Annotated in this window: 17 protein-coding genes and 1 pseudogene; 1 reads left to right on the top strand and 17 read right to left on the bottom strand. The window is 37.1% G+C overall.

Annotation, left to right across the window (positions count from 1 at the left end; all coding sequences use genetic code 11):
• Positions 1 to 40: 40 nt before the first annotated feature.
• The 6 genes from IGL80_RS03245 to IGL80_RS03220 form a co-directional block, all read right to left on the bottom strand.
• Positions 41 to 265, bottom strand: coding sequence for a hypothetical protein (locus tag IGL80_RS03245; protein ID WP_032509114.1), 225 nt, complete (start codon positions 263 to 265; stop codon positions 41 to 43).
• 103 nt (positions 266 to 368) lie between these two features.
• Positions 369 to 2,279, bottom strand: a complete 1,911-nt coding sequence (gene ltrA, locus IGL80_RS03240; RefSeq protein WP_002286940.1) for a group II intron reverse transcriptase/maturase — start codon at positions 2,277 to 2,279, stop codon at positions 369 to 371.
• Positions 2,280 to 3,062: 783 nt separating this feature from the next.
• Complete coding sequence (mobT, locus tag IGL80_RS03235; protein WP_000398284.1) at positions 3,063 to 4,268, bottom strand: MobT family relaxase; 1,206 nt, start codon at positions 4,266 to 4,268, stop codon at positions 3,063 to 3,065.
• A 177-nt stretch (positions 4,269 to 4,445) separates the two neighbouring features.
• Positions 4,446 to 5,831, bottom strand: coding sequence for an FtsK/SpoIIIE domain-containing protein (locus IGL80_RS03230; protein ID WP_000813488.1), 1,386 nt, complete (start codon positions 5,829 to 5,831; stop codon positions 4,446 to 4,448).
• A 28-nt stretch (positions 5,832 to 5,859) separates the two neighbouring features.
• On the bottom strand, positions 5,860 to 6,246 hold the full coding sequence (locus tag IGL80_RS03225; protein WP_000985015.1) for a YdcP family protein: 387 nt from the start codon (positions 6,244 to 6,246) through the stop codon (positions 5,860 to 5,862).
• 15 nt (positions 6,247 to 6,261) lie between these two features.
• Entirely contained in the window at positions 6,262 to 6,576 is a 315-nt protein-coding gene (locus IGL80_RS03220) for a YdcP family protein (protein WP_000420682.1), read from the bottom strand.
• 417 nt (positions 6,577 to 6,993) lie between these two features.
• Between IGL80_RS03220 and IGL80_RS03215 the strand changes: the two are divergent.
• Positions 6,994 to 8,396, top strand: a pseudogene (locus IGL80_RS03215) (IS3 family transposase).
• Positions 8,397 to 8,470: 74 nt separating this feature from the next.
• On the opposite strand, the gene IGL80_RS03210 reads toward IGL80_RS03215, so the two are convergent.
• The 11 genes from IGL80_RS03210 to IGL80_RS03160 all read right to left on the bottom strand — a co-directional run bounded on the left by IGL80_RS03210 (position 8,471) and on the right by IGL80_RS03160 (position 19,987).
• The gene (locus IGL80_RS03210; RefSeq protein WP_002356394.1) at positions 8,471 to 9,475 is read right to left on the bottom strand and encodes a lipoate--protein ligase; all 1,005 of its coding nucleotides are present in this window, start codon (positions 9,473 to 9,475) and stop codon (positions 8,471 to 8,473) included.
• A 32-nt stretch (positions 9,476 to 9,507) separates the two neighbouring features.
• Complete coding sequence (locus IGL80_RS03205) at positions 9,508 to 10,248, bottom strand: MBL fold metallo-hydrolase (RefSeq protein ID WP_002356393.1); 741 nt, start codon at positions 10,246 to 10,248, stop codon at positions 9,508 to 9,510.
• A gap of 145 nt (positions 10,249 to 10,393) precedes the next feature.
• On the bottom strand, positions 10,394 to 11,185 hold the full coding sequence (locus IGL80_RS03200) for a DUF975 family protein (RefSeq protein ID WP_002356392.1): 792 nt from the start codon (positions 11,183 to 11,185) through the stop codon (positions 10,394 to 10,396).
• Positions 11,186 to 11,205: 20 nt separating this feature from the next.
• Positions 11,206 to 12,288 (bottom strand): M42 family metallopeptidase, encoded by a 1,083-nt coding sequence (locus IGL80_RS03195; protein WP_002359448.1) that lies wholly within the window; start codon positions 12,286 to 12,288, stop codon positions 11,206 to 11,208.
• A gap of 212 nt (positions 12,289 to 12,500) precedes the next feature.
• Positions 12,501 to 13,775, bottom strand: coding sequence for a D-alanyl-lipoteichoic acid biosynthesis protein DltD (dltD, locus tag IGL80_RS03190; protein WP_002359447.1), 1,275 nt, complete (start codon positions 13,773 to 13,775; stop codon positions 12,501 to 12,503).
• Complete coding sequence (dltC, locus tag IGL80_RS03185) at positions 13,775 to 14,011, bottom strand: D-alanine--poly(phosphoribitol) ligase subunit DltC (RefSeq protein WP_002356389.1); 237 nt, start codon at positions 14,009 to 14,011, stop codon at positions 13,775 to 13,777. Before dltC ends, dltD begins: the two co-directional genes overlap by 1 nt.
• A gap of 32 nt (positions 14,012 to 14,043) precedes the next feature.
• Positions 14,044 to 15,249, bottom strand: coding sequence for a D-alanyl-lipoteichoic acid biosynthesis protein DltB (gene dltB, locus IGL80_RS03180; RefSeq protein WP_002382500.1), 1,206 nt, complete (start codon positions 15,247 to 15,249; stop codon positions 14,044 to 14,046).
• On the bottom strand, positions 15,246 to 16,766 hold the full coding sequence (gene dltA / locus IGL80_RS03175) for a D-alanine--poly(phosphoribitol) ligase subunit DltA (protein WP_002359445.1): 1,521 nt from the start codon (positions 16,764 to 16,766) through the stop codon (positions 15,246 to 15,248). Before dltA ends, dltB begins: the two co-directional genes overlap by 4 nt.
• 14 nt (positions 16,767 to 16,780) lie before the next feature.
• Positions 16,781 to 16,930, bottom strand: a complete 150-nt coding sequence (locus IGL80_RS03170; RefSeq protein WP_002356384.1) for a teichoic acid D-Ala incorporation-associated protein DltX — start codon at positions 16,928 to 16,930, stop codon at positions 16,781 to 16,783.
• A gap of 203 nt (positions 16,931 to 17,133) precedes the next feature.
• Positions 17,134 to 19,230, bottom strand: a complete 2,097-nt coding sequence (locus IGL80_RS03165) for an ABC transporter permease (RefSeq protein WP_002404416.1) — start codon at positions 19,228 to 19,230, stop codon at positions 17,134 to 17,136.
• Positions 19,220 to 19,987 carry an ABC transporter ATP-binding protein gene (locus IGL80_RS03160; RefSeq protein ID WP_085366652.1) on the bottom strand — a complete coding sequence of 256 codons (768 nt, stop codon included), beginning with the start codon at positions 19,985 to 19,987 and terminating at the stop codon, positions 19,220 to 19,222. The genes IGL80_RS03165 and IGL80_RS03160 overlap by 11 nt, the downstream gene beginning before the upstream one ends.
• Positions 19,988 to 20,201 lie beyond the last annotated feature (214 nt).

Below are 20,201 nucleotides of genomic sequence, written 5' to 3'. Positions count from 1 at the left end.
ATAAGAAAACCACTTATATTCCACAAAAGAACGGTTTTATTTAAGCACCAATAATGCGATTGAATAGCTCTAGTAAAATGTCTTTTACTCCAGCAGCGTTGAAGACTAAGCCAACCGCAATAATCGCAATAATTAAAAAGCCAATCAGTTTGCTAAACTCACGCTTGAAGCCAAGATACAAGCCAATCACAACGATTGCTAAAAGCACCAGTGATTGAGCGTTTGATAGAAACCAGTTATATATGGATAGGTAAGTTCCTGATATTATAAATATCTCAAACTTTTCCCCCCATTCACACGGAGCGTGCGACTTTCACCGCACTCCGCGTTCCATCGTGTTTATATTGAAAAGTATTTATGTAGTAGACCTATATCAAGTTTAATTCTTGATTGCCAGCTAATACTCTATATTTATTTAGTCTTATGAGCTGGACTTTATTTAGCTTCAATAGAGCTATATATTTTTGTATTGTTTCTTCTGTTTTAGCGTGTATTAGACGGTGTACCGCCTCTTTTACCAAAATAAGATTTTTATAATCGTCATTTCCACCAGCTCCAGTTGGTACAATATGATGACAATGTATTTCATTAGCTTGTTGAAATTCTTCCAGAGTTATAGCACATTTTCCATGTTGAGCAGAAAATAGCGAAATTCGATTGTCTGCGTATTCTATTGTGCGATTTTCCAAAGATAATTTCATTAACTGGTACATCAGTAATTTATCAACACTTAGATTGGTGTGGATAAATTTTCTTCCCTCTAGAGTGTAGCAATTCGCTAAATACACCTTTGCCATTGGTTTTCTGTGTTGGATATATCCAACAGGGAAAATAGGTTCGCCCTCGCCAGCAACATACCGAAGCATTTTAGATTTACCATATCTTGTTGCCTCCTTTGTCGTAAGTTGTCTGCCTGTTTTTCTCAATCTGCCCCTTTTGTTTGTACCTAATCTGTTAGTGAAGATAGCCATTACAGCTCTATTCAGTTTCATACAATCCAGATTTACATTCGTTGCAATCTGATAATAATTTTGCATACCTAATACCATTGAATTATAAAGTCTTGTTTCTTCTAATTCCGTTTTCCCTTTTGAGGGAGAAGCAATTTTCTTTGCCTGTGATACCAGCTTGTCTTTTTGGTTTTTGAATTGTTTATCACTTATATGTGATTTAACAACTAACTTCTTTCTTCTCGGTATCATTTTAATCTTGAAACCAAGAAAGTCGGAGTATCTTTTTCTAACATTTACAATTCTTGTTTTTTCTTGTGATACTTCCAATTTTAATCGTTGTTCAATCCATTGAGTGATTGCTATTTTGGCTTTTTCAGCACTTTCCTTGTAGCGGCAGAAAACTCTAAAATCATCTGCATAACGAACCATATACATTTCCTTTAACTTTGTTTTCTTCATTTCTTTGTAAGCGTTGCTTTTACATGGGCTACCGCTTTTATTGATATGAACCACATAGTTTTTTGTAACAGGATTTTCCTGCCATTGGCTTTCTACCCAATGGTCTAACTCATTAAGAACAATGTTTGCTAGTAGTGGGGATATTATTCCCCCTTGCGGAGTTCCTTTCTCTGGATATGTTATTGTACCGTTAGTCATTTTGATTGGAGCTTTTAATATCCTTTTTAAAATGAATATCAAGTGCTTGTCCCGTATTCCCATAGCCCATATCTGTTTTATCAGCTTGGAATGGTTCACGTTGTCAAAGAAACCCTTAATATCAAATTCAATCACATAATGTAGCTGGCTGATTTGTAGGCGGTTATAGGTTGCTTTTATTGCATTTTCAACTGACCTATTAGGTCTAAAACCATAGCTGTTTTCACTAAATTTAGCTTCGCAGATTGGTTCTAATACTTGTTTTATACATTGTTGTATAAGCCTGTCCCACATACAAGGAATACCTAGAGGTCTGGTTTTACCATTTGGTTTTGGTATTTCTTTTCGCCTCACTGGCTTAGGTCGATACCCATGTGGACTGCCTGCAACAATGTATCTTACTTTTTTGACAACTGTTTCTGCTGGCAATTTGCCAATATCTTTAATTATTGTACCGTCTGTTCCTGCTGTTTTACTGCCTGCATTTGCTTTGATATTTCGATATGCCAGTAATATATTTTCTCTCGATAGGATAATATCCATAAGATGAGTGAAAATATCTCCATTCTTACTTTTGGCATATAAATCATCAAAGGTGTTTTGCATTTCGTAATATTCAGCGTGTCTTAAATCTTCTACACACAATGTTTCATTTTTATTTTTAGGCATAAGGCTTCACTCCTTTACTTGAAATTGAGTGAGCTTTTTTATCTTACTCGTAATCCTTATTGAAACAACATAATACTTTTCTAATATATACACGACTTGAGGGCATTCCTCCATTCTCATTACAAGAATTTCTTAGGTTCGCCCTCTGCTTTTCAGCATTAGTTCAACTGCTTATTGTTCTTCGTCAGTTTATTCTCTTGATGAGAACCCAATACCTTTCCTCGTTCCGATAATCTTATCTATACATATATATCCTTAGGTCACTAGCTATAAGCCTGCTGGCTTGATACCGCCTGTAACGTTATATGGCATTTCATAACCTATATTCTTACTTTGCCACACCAGCTACGATTTCTCGTACCTTTGCATTTCTACAAAGTTCAAATTTAGACCCGTACATTCGCTGTTTCGTCAGTTCCTTATAGAACATTCTAACCATAGATATTTTATAGACCCCCGACCTGTTGGATACGCTACCCACCTCTGGATAGTTTTCGATAGAAGATATATGTTCATCAACTATTACGGTATCTTTCAGCCGTCTTTACCGAGCTTCAAACATTCTGAGTTTCCTCATACAATGCTTGTCGGAGGCTCAGGGCAGGCGTTTCAGAGCGTTACTTCATCATTCCACCTGTCAGATTATCAGTTCTCCTAATAACCAAACTTTTTCGTTCTTTTATTAGTGCCTTAGCTTTTCACTAAGGAACGAGTCGCACAAAGGTTTTGTCCAAAATTCATAAAAATGTTCTCCTCTCTATATTCAATGAATTTGTATTTGAGTTATTTTTTTGTTGTTATCACGTCCTGTTCTTTTACTGACTGTTGCTTCAAAATCTGCTTGTGTCGGTCTGTCAGTTTCGCATGGTCGAGAATGTCTTTTACAACCTGCGTCTGGTTGATTTCATCAAGTTTAATCGCAACCTTTAAGGTCGGGGCAACTTGATGAGATAGCCAGTTCAGCGTCCTTTGGAAGGAGTAAGGCTCTGGTTTTGTGGTTAGTTTTAATCGTTCACGATTGTTCCCAATAAACCAAGCCCATTCTTCATTCAGTTTCCAATCAGAACGAGGTTTGGAATCGTCTTTATCTACAAAACGGATATACCGATTGATAATTTTAAAGGCGGTATGCTCTGGATTGTCATAGACGAGTAAATCACGGACTGCATAATAGGCACGCTCATTTTTCAATCGAATCTCAAAACGGTTTTTTACTTCTGCGTCTTCAATGGGAATATCATTTTTCTTGTACTGCTCGTAGTCCTTTTCATAGATACAGAAATAAACTTCACTTTGTAATGAACCGATATAGAGGGTGTTTCCCATACATTCCTTTTCCTCTTTGCGTACCAGTTCGCCACTGCGATAGCTTTTAAAACTGCGGAAGACGGAGATACATTCTTCCTGTTGGCACTTTTCAGTGAGTACAGGGATATTTAAAATCCCTGTCTTATCGTTAATGGCAAGGTCAAGGCGTTTCATCACACCGCCAGCCACCAAAACGTCCATAAAGAACTCATACCAGCTTCTTTGTTGTGCCAGAAGATAGCTTTCAAATTGTCTGCACCCACGACCTTTCAATTCCACCAGAACTCCTTTGTCCAGTTCATGGGAGCAAAGGACGAATATGTCGCCTAAAGCATAATGCTCTGAATAAGAATAGAAACCATAGTCCTCATGAAGAAAATAGGACAGTTTCAGTTGTAAGATGTTTTCGACCACCTGCTGTACGTCTGTTGTCGGAAAGCGAATTCTTACATAATCAAACAGCATTTCAAGGGGAGCGTCGGGATTGAAGCGTTCCAGAGCTTCCCAAAGGGACTGCTGTAAATCCTCTGATGGCTTGACTTTTCCTGTTTCAATATCGCTTAGATACTGCCTTGTAATACCAGTCGCAACAGCTAAACGGTTTTGAGATAGTCCATAAGCCAAGCGTTTTTCTTTTAAATGCTGTAACCAAGTTTGTTCATTCAGTAAAAATCCCTCCAATCAAAAAGGCGTATGTCAACTTTTAAAGCCCATTTGACATACGCTGAAATTTTGTAAATCCCTTGTAACCAAAGGATTTTCTAATGTTTTTTTGACTGTTTCCTGTCGATTTGTACCCCCCTGTTAGATACGGGGGGGTAAGTGCTGGCGTGGCTATTGCCACACCAGCCAGCAAGATCAGTCCACACCTGCGACTTCCGCTTCGCACGTCGCCTGCGTGGACTGTCTGCTGTTGGATAACTTTTTAATTTCCTCCAAGAAATCATATCCTTTTGGTACAAGGGGAGTATAAAACTCTGATATGACACTTGTTCCTACATCAACATAGCCACGACCTTTGATTCGCTTTAAGAAGAAATCCTTTTGTACGTCACTGCCAAACATCATGCCATAGCCCATTTCAGACATACGACCTAAAGCCACTCTGAAATTAAACTGATCACGGATTCCGTCGCCTAAATATTTTGCGTCTGGACGTTGACAAGCCAGTATTAGAAAGAAGCCAGCTTGACGACCTAACATGACAATCTGTTTCAGCTTATTCATAACTGCGGTGTTTTCTTTTGTTCCCAGCATTTCCATGAAAGCGACGTATTCATCAAAGATTAAGAAGTGTGCCGGGAGACCTAAGTAAGCATAATTTTTGCCAGTCTTATAGTTCTTCATCTGCTTCATTTCCTCACTACGTTTCATCATTTCTTCATAGAATGTTTCAATGCAAGAAAGCAAGTCTTCTTTTCTATAGTAGACATTTGCCATCACAGAACCTAAGTCCGCAAGATCAGCATTTTTCGGGTCAAGAATATACAGTTTTGAATCTGTATGAAGCAAGGCTTCAATCAGTGTCAGTATAAAGTAAGTTTTACCGCCACCTGTACCACCAGCAATCAACATATGAGGGAGCTTATCATATTCCCACCATACGTTTTTCATTAAGCGAAGTTTACCATCTTTAGCTTCTACTTCATCAATAGAAATACGACTGGCTATGGTGTCATAGAGCAAAGTATATTCCACATAGGAATCCTTTAACTCTTTATCCGTCAGCTCACAGTACAAGCCACTCTCTAATTTCTTTTCCAAGTGTAAGAGTTGGTCTTGATATTTTCCCAGCGTGATTTCCACCCGTATCTGTATCAAGCCATTTTTAAGTCGATAATACATTTTAGGGAAGTAGGTTATCTTTTCCTTTGTACGACCAGCACTATCTTTAAAGAAACCCTCTGTTTTGACCTGTTCAGATTCATACCACTTGTTTTCAAGTATCATCTTTGCCAGTTTTTGACGGTGGTAAAGTTGTTTAACCGTATCATAGCGAACCCGTTTGAATACAAACGCTACCAGCAAGCAGATAAGAATTGCGACACTGAAACTGATAATTAAATAGGGAATGTCAATCTTATCTGCTTGTGATAGGTTAAAATCCTGCCAGTTGATCTGCTGGATTGTCTTCACATGAAACAGTCCGACAACCAGCAGGAAAACAGGCAGGAGTGACGCTATCGTAAAATGAAAGACTAAATCTTTACCAGATGGGCGAATCCTTTTACCACGCTGTTTCATGCGAAAAAGTCTCCTTTCTACCTAGCGACTATTTGTCTTGTGTCGGTTCTTTCTTTGCTTGTGGTTGAGCTTTGAATGAACTAGAATCCTTTGTCAGCACAATATCGTCTGCCTTGATATACCAGTCAACATCTGCTCCTTGATAGGTGGCAGTAGCAACGGTGTCCGCAATGGGATTGATAAGTTCCACCCGTGCGTTATAATCAAACTCTTTCAAAGGCACGCTGGCAGGAATACTTACTTGAATCATGCGTCCTTGTCCTTTGGATTTTAAGTCATAGGTACGTTCCTTGATTTCATCTGAAACCGACCCGTCTTCATTTTGGATTCTCACTTCACGACGTAGAGCAGAGAATTTCAATTCTCCAAAAGTCGTGTCTTTATCTAATACAATGCCATTTGCTAATCTCATCATTTTTCCTCTCTTTCTTTATTCTTTTATCATGTCGTCAGCATGTAAAAGGTAATTTGTAAAACCACGAGTGCCGATTTTGTAGCCCTCTGCGGTAATACGTGGATTGACTAACTTCACACGTTCCTCAAAGCCGAAATGTTTTTCGCCAGCTTCAGCAGGAAGCACCACCACAATATCATCTGCTCTTTGAACATCAGAATAGAGATTATAGCTTCTTGATAAGACAGTTAGCCGTCCGTTGATTCTTCGCTGAACGACTTTATCCTCGCCAGCAAATTCTAAATTGCCGAATGTTTTTTCCATGTTGGGAATCACAAATTTAAGTTCCATATTTTTACCTATCCTTTCTTTTTTATTGGCTGAATGAATGTTTGATGGTCTTAAAGAGTGGGGAACGACCTTTTGATTCTTGATTTTTTGTTTTCATAAGTTCACTTCCTTTCAAAATCGGGTAAAAAAATAGACACCTCATTTTTTGAAGTGTCTACCTATTAAATATTCAAATTTTATTGGAAGTATCTTTATATCTTCACTTTTCAAGGATAAATCGTCGTATCAAAGCTCATTCATAAGTAGTAAATTAGTAGTAAATTGAGTGGTTTTGACCTTGATAAAGTGTGATAAGTCCAGTTTTTATGCGGATAACTAGATTTTTATGCTATTTTTATGCTTAAAAAAGACAACCGTTTGAATGAGCCGACCCCCAAAAGTTAGACCTAGAAATCTAACTTTTGGAGGTTTTTTTGTATGGCAAAATACAGTTTTGAATTTAAACTTAAACTTGTTCATGACTACTTATCTGGTCAAGGAGGTCTAAGGTTTCTCGCAAAGAAGTATGGGTTTAAAGATAGTTCTCAAATAAGCAAATGGATAAATGCCTATAAAGAACTTGGTGAAGAAGGCCTACTTCGCAGTCGAAAAAATAAGAATTACTCTGTTCAATTTAAGCTAGATGCGATAGAGTTATATTTAACAACAGAGTTGTCCTATCAAGAAGTAGCTAATCTTCTAAAAATTCGCAATCCATCATTGATTGCGAATTGGCTTAGAACGTATCAGAAGTTTGGTATAGAGAGACTCTCTAAACAGAAAGGACGTCCACCTACCATGTCTAAAAAGAAACGAAATGAACCCCAACCACTACCAAGTGAACGATCTCAAGTAGAGAAACTAGAAAAAGAAAATAGAATGTTAAAAATTGAGAATGCCTATTTAAAAGAATTGAGGAGACTGCGTTTAGAGGACGAACAAAAAATGAACGAATCGCACGAATCATTCACAGTCTCCGAAGACACTTTCGATTAAAAGATATTTTGGAAACCCTAAGGTTTCCAAAATCTACTTACATGTACTGGCAAAAACGCCTCGACAGAACAGCTTCAACACAAATCATTGAAGAAGAAATTCAAGCGATTCGTAAAAAACATCAACATTATGGCTATAGAAGGATAACCCAAGAATTGAAACGACGTGGATTTCAAGTGAATAAAAAGAAAGTCCAGCGATTAATACAAAAGTTAAAGTTACAAGTCAAAGCTTTTACTAAGAAATCCAGAAAATATAATTCCTATAAAGGAATCGTTGGTAAAATCGCTAAAAATTTGATTCGTCGCCGATTTAAAACCTCTGTTCCTCATCAAAAAATTACAACTGATACAACTGAATTTAAGTACTTTGAAGCAGATAACGCAGGCATCTTTCGTCAGAAAAAACTATACTTAGATCCATTTATGGATATGTATAATAGTGAAATTCTAAGCTATAGCCTTTCTACTCAACCAAATGGTAAAACAGTTATGGAAGGTCTGAAAGAAGCAATTTCTCAAACAAATGATTGTCCCTATCGGCGCACCTTTCACTCTGATCAAGGCTGGGCTTATCAAATGAATGTCTATATACAAACATTAAAGGACAACAATATCTTTCAAAGTATGTCTCGAAAAGGAACCTGTTTAGATAATTCTCCTATGGAGAATTTCTTCAGTATCCTAAAACAAGAAGTGTATTATGGAAAAATCTATCAAAGTCAAAATGAATTGATAGAAGCAATTGAGAACTACATTTATTATTACAATCATCACCGAATCAAGGAAAAACTTAACTGGAAAAGCCCAGTAGAATTTCGACAATTCAATCAAAAAACTGCATAAAAATAGAGTGGAAAAATCCACTCTACAAAAAGTCTAACTTTTTGGGGTCGCTACAGAAACGGCTGTCTTTTTTTTTAATAAATTAACCCAAGCAAATCTTCTTTTTCGATATTGCCAAAGTATTTTTTAACGTCAATTTGATCAATGGCTTCTTCTAAAGAAGCTTTATCATATTTCACGCCGGTTAAAATATCTTCAACATCTTTAATTTCACCAAGCCCAAAGAAGTCCCCAAAGATTTTAATTTCTTGAATGGCACCATCCGCCACATTCATTTTCATTTCAATTGAACCAATTGGAAAACGATGGCGACGTTCTAAGTTAAATGCAGGTGATTTACCATAATTCCAATCCCAATTGCGATAGTATTGCTCTGAAATTTTGTTAATAGCCGCCCAGTCTTGATCAGTTAATTCATACGTTTTAACTTGGTCGATCGAATCTACGCCGAAAATTTTCAAAAGAATTTCTTGGCGGAATTCTTCCGTTGTCATCTCTTGTTTATCTTCAGATAAAAATGGTTTAATGTTTGTTACCCGTGAACGAACAGACTTGATACCTTTAGATTCGATTTTATCTTTCCGTACTTTCAATGTATTTACAACTTCATCAATATCACTATCAAACATTAAGGTTCCATGTGCAAACATGCGGCCGTTGGTAGCGTACATCGCATTTCCTGAAAACTTCATATCATTAATCACTAGGTCATTGCGCCCTTTTAATTCGGCACCTTCAACGCCTAAGTCGTGCAATGCTTGGATAATTGGTTGGGTAACTTTCGCAAAATCACGGAAAGAGTTGCCGTCATCTGGCATAATAAAACTAAAATTCAAATTACCATGATCATGATAAACGGCGCCGCCGCCACTTAAGCGACGAACAACATGAATGCCGTGCTCATCTACATATTCTTTGTTAATTTCTTCAATTGTATTTTGGTTACGGCCAATAATGATTGACGGCTCGTTAATGTAAAATAAAAGAATGGGCTCATCTAAAGGCATTTCTGTTAACAAATATGTTTCAATTGCTAAGTTCACTCGTGGGTCATTATTTTCATTCGGTACAAAAATCACAATCGGTTCTCTCCCTTGGTATAGTTACTTTTTTAAATCTCAACTGTTAAATCTGGTTGGGCTAATGTCACTGGAATTTCCGTTCCAGCATAGTTTTGCGCTTCTTCACGTAGTTGTTCCAATGACCCATGTTGTGGTAAATGGGTCAACATCAATTGTTTGACTTGTGCTGCTTTGGCAATTTCACCCGCTTCTCTTGACGTAAAATGTGCATGATGTCGTTCATTACCTTCAAATAAGTACGTATCCGCTAAGAATAAATCAGCGTCTTTTGCAAAGTCTTCAAAACTTGCTAAGTAACCAGAGTCTCCTGTAAAGACAAAGACTTTGCCAGTCGCTTTTTCAACAATCCGCATCGCGTAACAAGTGACAGGATGAATCGTTTCCATGAAAGTAATTAAAAATGGTCCTACTGCCAACTCTTCTGCTTCAAAATACTCTTTCCCTTCGGAAACGTTAGGAAGCGTTAGTTCTTTGAAATGCATTTGATCTTGTGTATGGCCATATATTGGCAAAATAGGCGTCGGTTCCAGCGTTGGATAAAGCTGACGATAATATTGTAAAACACCTAAATCTGCGATATGGTCATGATGGTAATGCGACAGAATGACAGCATCTAATTTCAATGGATCTAGATAGTTTTCTAAACGCACTAATGTCGTACTGCCTGCATCAATAAGCAAATGAAAGCCTTCAGATTCTAACAAATAGGAACTCGTTCCTTCTCCTTTGTATGGATAAGCACCTAAACAGCCTAAGACAGTCAATTTCATGTGTGGACAACCTCCTTCAATACGATACTTCCATGTTACCATAAAATAACGGAAAAACGAGGTTAAAACGCTTAAATTTTCACAAAAAGACCAAAGAAAAAACCTGAACCCTTTGTCGAGATGACGAAGGATTCAAGCTTCTATTTTATTCTTCGGCTAAACCTTTTTCTTCTAAGGCAGTTTGATAAAAACTAGCTAACGCTACATAGTTATAAGGAATCACCCATAATAGACCGATACCAATAGCTAAAAAGCCCACAATATACCAACCAATAAAAGAAAATTGTAAACATAAATATTGCCAAAAACGATTTTTCATTAAATATAACGCCTGTTTCAATGCCATCATAATTGGCAGTTCTGGATTATCAAAACGTAGCCACACAGCAAATTGAAAAACGCCACTCACAAATAAGCCAATTAAAAAGATCAAGATAGAGGCAACGCCAAACGCTAGGAAAAAGGAAAAATCATTTAAGAAAAAGGCTTGGATTTCCTCTGGTGTAACTGTATTAAACATCAATTTGAAATACAAGGTTGTCCCTGCCCCAAATAAAATTGGTAACAAAAATAACAAACCAATTACACGTTCAAGTACTTTTTGAAGTAGGTTGACCACAAATAGCGGACCATAATATTTTCCTTGAAAAACACTCATTAAAATATTGACCCGCACCTTTTCACCACGCAACACCTTCAAGGCTGCGTAATATAGCGCATAACTTAACGCGAATAAAACAAAAATTTGCAGTAATACTGCGGCAAAACTACTTTGAAAAACTTGATTTTCACCAGAAAATAAATTTTGCACAATCGATGTTAAGAAGCTCTGTAAAACCACTCCTAAGAAAGTTAACCAAGCCATGATCCCCCATTGCCCATCAAGGGCTCTGCGAGCATTGGCACGATGTTGCGAATTTGTTACTAAACTTTTCATTCATTCCATCCTTTCTGAAACTAATAACTAGTCAATTTAGCGACTGTTTCTTTATCTAGACGTTTCACCACTTCTGTGACTAATTTGACTGTGTTGAAATAATCATCTTCATGAATAACTGAGGTATGTGAATGCAGATATCTAACAGGCACCGTGATGGCTAATGATGGAATCCCGTTGCGCGTTAAATGCATGCGGCCAGCATCCGTACCTCCCCCTGTAATCACTGTATATTGGAAGGGAATGTTATTTTCTTCCGCCACTTGAATAACAAAATCACGTAATTTTTTATGCGGAATCATTGATGCATCATAAATCAAAATTTGTGGCCCTTCACCTAAAACAGAGTCGGCTTCTTTAGGTGTCATTCCTGGTGTGTCACCAGCTGTTCCTGTGTCTAAAGCAAACGCTATGTCTGGATTCACAAGATGCGTACTTGTTTGCGCACCGCGTAGCCCGACTTCTTCTTGCACATCACTGCCTGCAAATAAAATATTGGGGTGCCCTTCTGTCGCTAAATTTTCTAAAACTTTTAATGAAACGGCCGTACCAATTCGGTTATCCCACGCTTTTGCCAATAAAAATTTTGTATCATTCATGCGACGATAGTCAATATATGGTGTCACCATATCCCCTGGATGAATCCCCCATTCTGCAACTTGTTGATCGCTACTTGCACCAATATCAATAAACATATCTGCAATCTCATAGGGTTTTTTACGAACTTCCACTGTTAACACATGCGGTGGTTTAGACCCAATGACACCATGGTAAACCTTACCAGTCGTGGTTTTAATCTGAACTTGTTGGGCCAACATCACTTGCCCCCACCAACCGCCAACGGTTTGAAATTTTAAAAAGCCTTTTTCTGTGATTTGGGTAACCATGAAACCGACTTCATCCATATGCCCAGAAATGTAGACTTTTGGTCCTTCTTTATCACCAACATTTTTTGCAATAATACTGCCAAGGCCATCATATAAAAATTTATCCGCATACGGTGCTGCATACTTTTTAAATAACGAACGTACTTCGTCTTCATTCCCAGCAATCCCTTTAGCACTTGTTAAATCAATTAACATTTTTTCTTCTTTTGCATCCATAAAAATAACTCCCCTCAAAAACCAATTTTATCCATTATACCACGAACTAAAAAAATACTTACAAAAAATAAATTGAGCAACGTTCTCCACTAAAAATAAACGAAAAAACAGCCTGCACGCTCGTTATTCAACGGCAGGTACAGGCTATTTTCATTGTTACGAAGCGCTTCTAGTCCGCTTCAGATAATTGGTACTTGATCCATCTTGCCTTCTTAAAATTGAGGTAAGACCAATGGATTTTGTTGTTGCCAATCTGTCTGATAAAAACGATCATCAATTTGATACGCTAACTTTTTAGGCGCAGGTTGTTTCATAAATTCATCTACTTGACGATCAACAGCGAGCCAACCACGCCAACCTAAATGAATCGTGTCCGCCATAAAGTAACGTTCATTACTACATGTTGAGAAGTCAGCAATGTTAGTAAAGCCTTGCTCTTGAAGTTGATATTTCAGCTTGCGTGCTACTTGTTGCAACATATCTTGTGACAAGCCCGTATAGTCCGACCAACGTTTGTTAACAGGTGGGATTACAAATAAAACATCGACATTTTTTTCTGCTAACTGTTCTAACGCAGCTTGGAAATCACCATATTCTGGAGAAAAACGATAATCCCATTTCTTTTGTGAATGAGCTAATTTCGGTAAAACTGGTTTAATCCGTTGGCGATAAAAACCGTTACTAATTTCAAATTTATTATTATTAATGGCTTTTGCCGCAATTTTTCCAGCTAGCTGATCTAATTCATTAAAATTATAAGTAGCAGGTAATTGTTTCATATCTTTTTCAACAATTGGTTCTCTGCTAACCATGCCAATTTGGCTAAACAATTCATCTTCACGATTCAAGAAACGGAGATTCATTATAAAATAATCTCGTTGAGAGCGTTGGGGAAGTTGCCCTGCCTGCAGATTTGCCAAGGTTTCCATTAAGACTTTGTCTTTTTGAACAACAGGAAATTTAGTCAAACGTTGTGCTAGATATTGGTCACCGCTGGTTAATTCGGTTAAATTAGCTAACCATTGATAGGTTTGTAATTGTGAATAGTGTGCACCAAAACTATCATTAGGTACACCCTTTTTGACAAACCATTGCGGAGATAAAATAAAGACCGCTTTCTTATTGGCAATCGCATCGCCCATCGAATGAATGACCATTGCTTGGGTTAATGACTGTGTGCCCGCTTCTCCTAGTAAAAACGGTCGGTAGTTCCGTTGATACTTTTCAGAGAGCACACTAGGGTGGAAAGCACTAAATCGACTTAATTCAGAAGAGCCAAAAAAAGGAACATATTTACCAGAAGCCACTGCTTTGTTTTTAATCACATTGCCTTTTAAAACGTTCGGTGCCATTGACGTTGATGCTTCCTTCAACGTTTTTTCGGAAGTTAAATTGATTCTGAACGGTGCAAAAAAGAACACTGCAACCAAGACCGCTGAACAAAGCACTGGACCTAAGATTCTGATTAGTCGTTTTTTTCTAGACATTATTGTAAAGCTTCCACTTGTTGAATGATTTGTTTTGGTGTTCCCCATACTTCACGGTCAAAGTCTGATACAGGAACTTGGATTCCTAATTGTCCTTCAATTTCTACTAATAATTGAACCGTTGCTAAAGAGTCCAATAATCCTTCTTCAAATAATTGAATGTCTTGATTGTTCACAACTTCGTCTGTTCCTGTAATATCTTCTAAAATGTTTAATACTGTTTCTTGAATGTTCATTGTAAATTGCCCCTTTATATTTTTATTTTTGTTTATTTAAACCATAGTTTGTCTAAAAATCCTGAGAAAATCAGGAAGCTGACACAAACCGCTTGGAAAGTTAAAAAGACTGCAAATGCATGTGTAAATTTGTTTGATGGTATCTTGTCTTTATGTTTTTTCTTAAAACGTAGCCAAGCATCTGTCACACAAATTAGTGTTGCATGGTAGAGCCCATAAGCGATGTAGAACCACGTTAATCCATGCCAAATGCCCATGATTAAGAACAACGCAAAGTAACCAATATTAGAAGTCACGATCCGACTTTTAAAGACTTTCTTTTTCATTAAGAAAAACATTAAGCGCATGTAAATGTAATCACGGAACCAAAAAGATAAGGTCATGTGCCAACGATTCCAGAATTCTTTAATATTCCAACTTAGGAACGGTTTGTTAAAGTTCATTGGTGTATCATAGCCCATTAAATAACTTGTGCCAACGGCCAGTAAACTATAGCCTGCGAAATCAAAGAATAGATACAAACTGTAATTATACATATAGCCGACTGTCCACCAGGATAAACCACCTTGTGCCAAGGCCATTTTTTCCACATGTGGTAAAAAGACACCACCAAGATAATGACTGATAATAAACTTATATAAAAATCCTAGAAATAAATAAAAAATTCCTTTTTCTAAAAAGTCTAAATATTTCTCCGCACTCGGCGGGTTTTTCAAATCTTTTTCAAAGCGCCGATAACGATCGATGGGTCCTGAAGAAATAGTCGGGAAAAACAAGAGAAACTGAATGTAACGAAACGGATGATATTCTTTCATTACGCCATCCCGTAAATCCATGACCACTTGGACCGCTTTAAAGGTTAAATAAGAAATCCCTAAAAAGCCAAGTAAGGTTGTTTTGCCTGTCATGAAGGGAGAAACTTTCACCCAAACAAGCGGTAATATAGCTAAAAAGACAGCCAGATAAAAGACCCAACCTGCATTTTTATTTTTTCGATAAGCCGCATAGCCCCACGTTAGTAACGTTTGATAAATAACATATACAATCAGAGCGACTCCTTGTTGCCAAAATTCGCCACCAAAACTGATATATAGAAAGACCAGTGTCACGAGCGTTTGATACCAAGGCCAACGTGTCCCTTTAATGGCTAAAGTTAAAATCATCGGCAACAAGGCCGCAATTAGCAGAACAAAGTAATACGGTGCATTATAGGGAATCATATGAGGAAAATTCATCATGTGGCATTCACCTCATTCATCAACCCTTTCCGATCAATTTTGCCATTACTTGTCAAAGGTAATTGTTCAACATATACAAATTTTTGCGGAATCATATAGTCCATTGTCAACGTGGCTAATTCTTGTTTAATTGCCTTAGTTAATTGAAAATCACTTGAAAATTCATGTGCTTGCGGAACGACATAGGCAATTAATTGTTGGACTTTATTTCCTTGATATTTCGGCACAACGACTGCTTGTTTCACGTAGGAAACATTCGTTAAGTGATGATCCACTTCTTCTAACTCAATGCGGTAGCCATGCAATTTAATTTGAAAATCTAAGCGTCCCTCATACTGCAATAGGTTATCGACTAACTTTCCAGCATCGCCTGTGCGATAAGCTGGTACGCCATCTAATTGGAAAAAAGCTTCAGCTGTTTTCGCAGGATTATTTAGATAGCCTTTGGAAACACTTGGTCCAGCAATGACGATTTCACCAATTTCACCTGCAGGTAATTTTGACATGCCTTCCATAATATAAATTTGCGTATCTTCTTTCACATACCCGATTGGTAAACGTTGGACACTTTTTAAAACTTCTTGAGTGATTTCAATGGCACTAATCGCTACAGTCGCTTCTGTCGGCCCATACGTATTATAAATATGCGCAGTTGGGAAACGAGCGGCTAATTTCTCAGCCGTTGGTTTTGGTAATTCTTCTCCACAGAATAAAAACGTGCGCAGTGCTGGTAGATGTTCACCATCGAAGCTTGGTTCCATTAGACACAATTCAATAAAAGACGGTGTTGAAACCCAGACGTCGATTGTTAATTGTGGCAAACGCGTAAATAATTGTTTAAAATCGTTAATGATTTCATTGGGTAACGGAGTTAATGAGCCACCTAACGCCAATGCGGGATAAATAGACATCACTGATAAATCAAACGAATAAGGTGCCTGTGCTAAAAAGCGGGCCCCTTCTTCTAAACCAAAATCTTGCAACAACCAATTCGTAAAGCTAACTAAATTATCATGGCTGATTTGCACACCCTTTGGTACGCCAGTTGTCCCTGAAGTGAAAATGATATAGTAATTACTTGCTCCTGTGACAGGTATTAACGCAGGCGCATGCCGGGGTGCATGCATCATCATTTCCGTTAATTCTTCCGCCGTAATTACTGGCACTTCGGTGGCTAATTCAGGCCATTCATGCACAGCAATCACTGCGGTTGGTTTGGCTACGTTTAGAATTAGTTCAATGCGTTCTTTTGGTGTATGTGCATCAATGGGGATATAGCTAAAACCAGCTTTCGATGCGCCTAAAAAACTCACAATCATTTCAAAATCTAATTCTCCGTATACGACAATCGCTGACTTGTCCGTTTTCAGCTCAGCTAAATAAGCGGCTAGATTGTCTGACTTTTCTTTTAACTCTCCATACGTAGAGACTTTTTCTTCGGTTAAATAAACAGGACGTTGGGGTTCTTTACGTGCCCATTCATCAATCGTTTGAATCATATTAATTACTTTTTCCATGTATAGCCGCCTCCTTAAAACTCGTTATAAATGAAGGTTCCTCCATTGATATTCTTGTAATGATAAAGATAAATTAATGCAATGACAATGAAAGAATAAAATAACGTTTTACCGATGAATTTAAGACTTTCGTTATTGAGAATTTTCTGAAAAGTTGTTTTCATTATCATTCACCTCCTAAGGTTAATCGCTATCCATTATTTTATGCTATATTTCAGCAAAGTCCATTGAAATTTCTTACAATTTAATAAAAAAACTAACAATTTCGTCACTTCTTAAATTTTCATGATTTTCATAAACGGAACTCTCATAATTTTTTCGCATAAAGAAACTGTAAAAACCGCTTCACAACGGCTTTTACAGTTTTTTAAAAATGGATGTGTCGAATCATCCGCACATAAATGGCAGATGTTAAAATATAAAAAATTAGATAAACAATTATTAAGATTCCACAAGAAAGATATACTAACAAATATCCTGGACTCTTAATAAATTGGCTTAGCAAATAAATGGCAAAGGTAGTATGCAAAATCCCAATGACCATCGGCGGAAAGAAAATCAAACTATTCTGTCGATAAATTTGCTTAGTTATCGCTTTACTAGAAACACCCATCCGTTTTAAAGTCACGTAATCTTGACGCTCACTTACAGCTGAAAAGAGTTGTCGTAACATCAAAATACTGCCCGTAATAAACAACGCTAAAATTGCCACAAACATGGAGACATATAAAGTCAAGCCGTTAATTTTTCGTTCATAGCGTAAAGAGGCGTAGCGATCATTCATATTTAGCCGCCAAGTTTCTGTGACATCATCTTGCGTATTCTTTACCTCTTCGTTAGGCATTTGTTTGGCAAAACCACTCAACTGCTGGTTATTTTTTTCATACTTATACAAAATTGGCGCTTGCCATTCTGTGGCAATCTGTTTATTTACGGCTTCATAAAGTTTTTCACGGCTTTTCGTGTCAACATTTACGGCGTTAATCTGATACTGAATGGAATTTTTTGTCACTTTCTGATAAAGGGCATCGGAAACGACAATCGTTGGTAAGGAATATTGCAATAAAAAATTACCTAGATAGTTAGGCAGCACTTGTTGCAGTTGTGCCTTCTCTCCTTCAACAAATTGCAGTTTCGATTCATAACGAGACATACCACTTAAAATATTGGTAAAGCTATCCATATAGATAACACTTTGGTCATTTTTTAAATGTAAATCGTTTAAATAAGGATTAATTTTTTGATAGTTGCGGTAATTTGAGAAGGATAAAACATTAACTGCTTCAATCGTTTCTTGTTCCTCTTGCGCTTGACCAATTCGCAAACTTCGTTCAATTCCAGTAATTTTATAAGAAAGTGTCACTTCATTTTTTATTTTGGTGTCCTTAGCTTCATCGAGAACTTTCTTCAATTTAGGATAGCTTTCCTGTGAAACTAAAAAGTCCACGGGGCCATCACTGTTGACCGTGTGCATACTAATCGTATACACAAAAACCATCACGCCGATCCCACTCAAGGCTGTCGCAATTAACAAGGTCAAACCAGTGAGTGTTTTGCTACTTTTAAATAAGTAGCGTTTGGCATTGCCTAAAGTAATCATGCGTAAATCTTGGTAATACCATTTTTTTCTATGATTAAATAAGCGAATGATAAAATACATGGTATAACGGAAAAATAAATAAGTTCCCACCACACATAGACCCAAAATGATAAAAGGCGTCAATGTAATAATCATCGGAATCGAGATATCCAATGAATCATTTAATTGTTTATACACAATACCTGTCGCTAAATTACGAAAATCAAACGCGATAAAATAACCGGCCAGTAAACAAATAGGACCTAAAATACCTAGAAACTGCCGCCGTTTCGTTAAACGACTATAATTAATTTGACCAATTTTTTCTTGGTGCATAAGCTGCGACAATGGATAACGATAAATCATCCAAATACTTCTTAAGCAGACAATCAAAATCATAAATGCAAAAGCTACACCGGTTTCAATAACGGAACGCCAAGAAATATAGAAGAAACTGGGCACTTCTAAAAACATAACTTTGGCTAAAATCATTGAAAACAACTTGGTGAAAATCACTCCTAAAATAATCCCATTAATTAGTGAAACAAAGCCTAAAACTAAATTTTCCACTAAAAAAATTAGTGAAACTTGGCTCTTTCTCAAGCCAATTAATCGATACAAGCCAATTTCTTGGCTACGTTTTCCTATAAAAAAACGATTTGCTGCCAACATAAAGCCCAAAATAATAATGGTGACTAAGGTACTACCGAGTCCTAAAGATCGCTTAATTTCGATATCACGGCCTGCACCTGCGACAAGAGGCTGGTTGTAAGCAATCGCACGGAAACAATAATAAACGACCGCTGCAAAAGTCATACTAATGTAATAAACCAGATAATTAGGTACATGAGCTTTTAAATTTTTTAATGATAGTTTAAAAATCATTTGCGCGCCCGCCTCCACCAATCGTTGCTTGCATATCTATCACACGATTAAAAAATTGCTTACGTGATCCTTGACGAACAACTTCTGAGAAAATCGCACCGTCTTTAATGAATAAGATGCGATTGCAAAAACTAGCCGTGTACGGGTCATGTGTCACCATCAAAATTGTGGCATCATCATGTAGATTAATTTCAGCTAAATATTTCAACAATTCTGTTGCTGATTTTGAATCCAACGAGCCAGTTGGTTCATCTGCAAAAATAATTTTAGGGTTCGTAATCAAAGCACGAGCAGCTGCTACCCGTTGTTTTTGTCCCACAGATATCTCTGGTGGAAAAGCAGATAAAAGCTCCTGAATCCCCAAAATCGAAGTCACATGTAACAAACGTTTATCCATTTCTTCTAATGAAACTTTTTCTACAGCTAAAGGCAACAGAATATTGTCCTTCACATTTAACGTATCAATTAGGTTAAACGATTGAAAAATAAACCCCATTTCGTTTCTCCGAAAATCACTTAATTGATTATCTCGCATTTTTAAAATATCTTGTCCGGCGATGCGCACGATTCCTGCGGTTGGCAAAATAATCGAGGATAAGACATTCAACAGTGTCGATTTCCCAGCACCGCTGGGACCCATAATCCCCACAAATTCGCCTTCATCAACGGTAAACGAAATATTATCTAATACTTCTGTTTTATTATTTAAACGACCATATGTCTTGCTGACATGGTTTACTTCTACAATTTTTTTCATTTTTCTCGCTCCAACGTTTTGTTATTACTCTTATTTTACCAAGAAAAAATCTGAATGAACATCGTTTTATCTTACAATATCGTTCGGTAGTCAAAGAATAATTGGCATTTCGTGAATAAATCCGCAAACAATTATTATTTAATAATTGTTATTTTTTAGTGTTGTTTTTAGCAATTTGGCAAAAAAATCTTTGCTGTTTTTTAATTTGGACAAA

Origin of the sequence: Enterococcus sp. DIV2467a (genome assembly GCF_050532945.1) — a bacterium.
Lineage (GTDB): Bacteria > Bacillota > Bacilli > Lactobacillales > Enterococcaceae > Enterococcus > Enterococcus faecalis.
This window is presented reverse-complemented; position numbering and strand designations above follow the sequence as displayed.

Bases quoted from the DNA above. Each gene is read 5' to 3' on its own strand.
- IGL80_RS03205 (WP_002356393.1), bottom strand. From the start codon at position 10,248: ATGAAATTGACTGTCTTAGGCTGTTTAGGTGCTTATCCATACAAAGGA.
- dltB (WP_002382500.1), bottom strand. From the start codon at position 15,249: ATGATGAATTTTCCTCATATGATTCCCTATAATGCACCGTATTACTTT.
- IGL80_RS03220 (WP_000420682.1), bottom strand. From the start codon at position 6,576: ATGGAACTTAAATTTGTGATTCCCAACATGGAAAAAACATTCGGCAAT.
- ltrA (WP_002286940.1), bottom strand. From the start codon at position 2,279: ATGCCTAAAAATAAAAATGAAACATTGTGTGTAGAAGATTTAAGACAC.
- IGL80_RS03170 (WP_002356384.1), bottom strand. From the start codon at position 16,930: ATGAAAACAACTTTTCAGAAAATTCTCAATAACGAAAGTCTTAAATTC.
- IGL80_RS03200 (WP_002356392.1), bottom strand. From the start codon at position 11,185: ATGAAAAGTTTAGTAACAAATTCGCAACATCGTGCCAATGCTCGCAGA.
- IGL80_RS03230 (WP_000813488.1), bottom strand. From the start codon at position 5,831: ATGAAACAGCGTGGTAAAAGGATTCGCCCATCTGGTAAAGATTTAGTC.
- IGL80_RS03165 (WP_002404416.1), bottom strand. From the start codon at position 19,230: ATGATTTTTAAACTATCATTAAAAAATTTAAAAGCTCATGTACCTAAT.
- IGL80_RS03225 (WP_000985015.1), bottom strand. From the start codon at position 6,246: ATGATGAGATTAGCAAATGGCATTGTATTAGATAAAGACACGACTTTT.
- dltC (WP_002356389.1), bottom strand. From the start codon at position 14,011: ATGAACATTCAAGAAACAGTATTAAACATTTTAGAAGATATTACAGGA.
- IGL80_RS03160 (WP_085366652.1), bottom strand. From the start codon at position 19,987: ATGAAAAAAATTGTAGAAGTAAACCATGTCAGCAAGACATATGGTCGT.
- dltD (WP_002359447.1), bottom strand. From the start codon at position 13,775: ATGTCTAGAAAAAAACGACTAATCAGAATCTTAGGTCCAGTGCTTTGT.
- dltA (WP_002359445.1), bottom strand. From the start codon at position 16,766: ATGGAAAAAGTAATTAATATGATTCAAACGATTGATGAATGGGCACGT.
- IGL80_RS03195 (WP_002359448.1), bottom strand. From the start codon at position 12,288: ATGGATGCAAAAGAAGAAAAAATGTTAATTGATTTAACAAGTGCTAAA.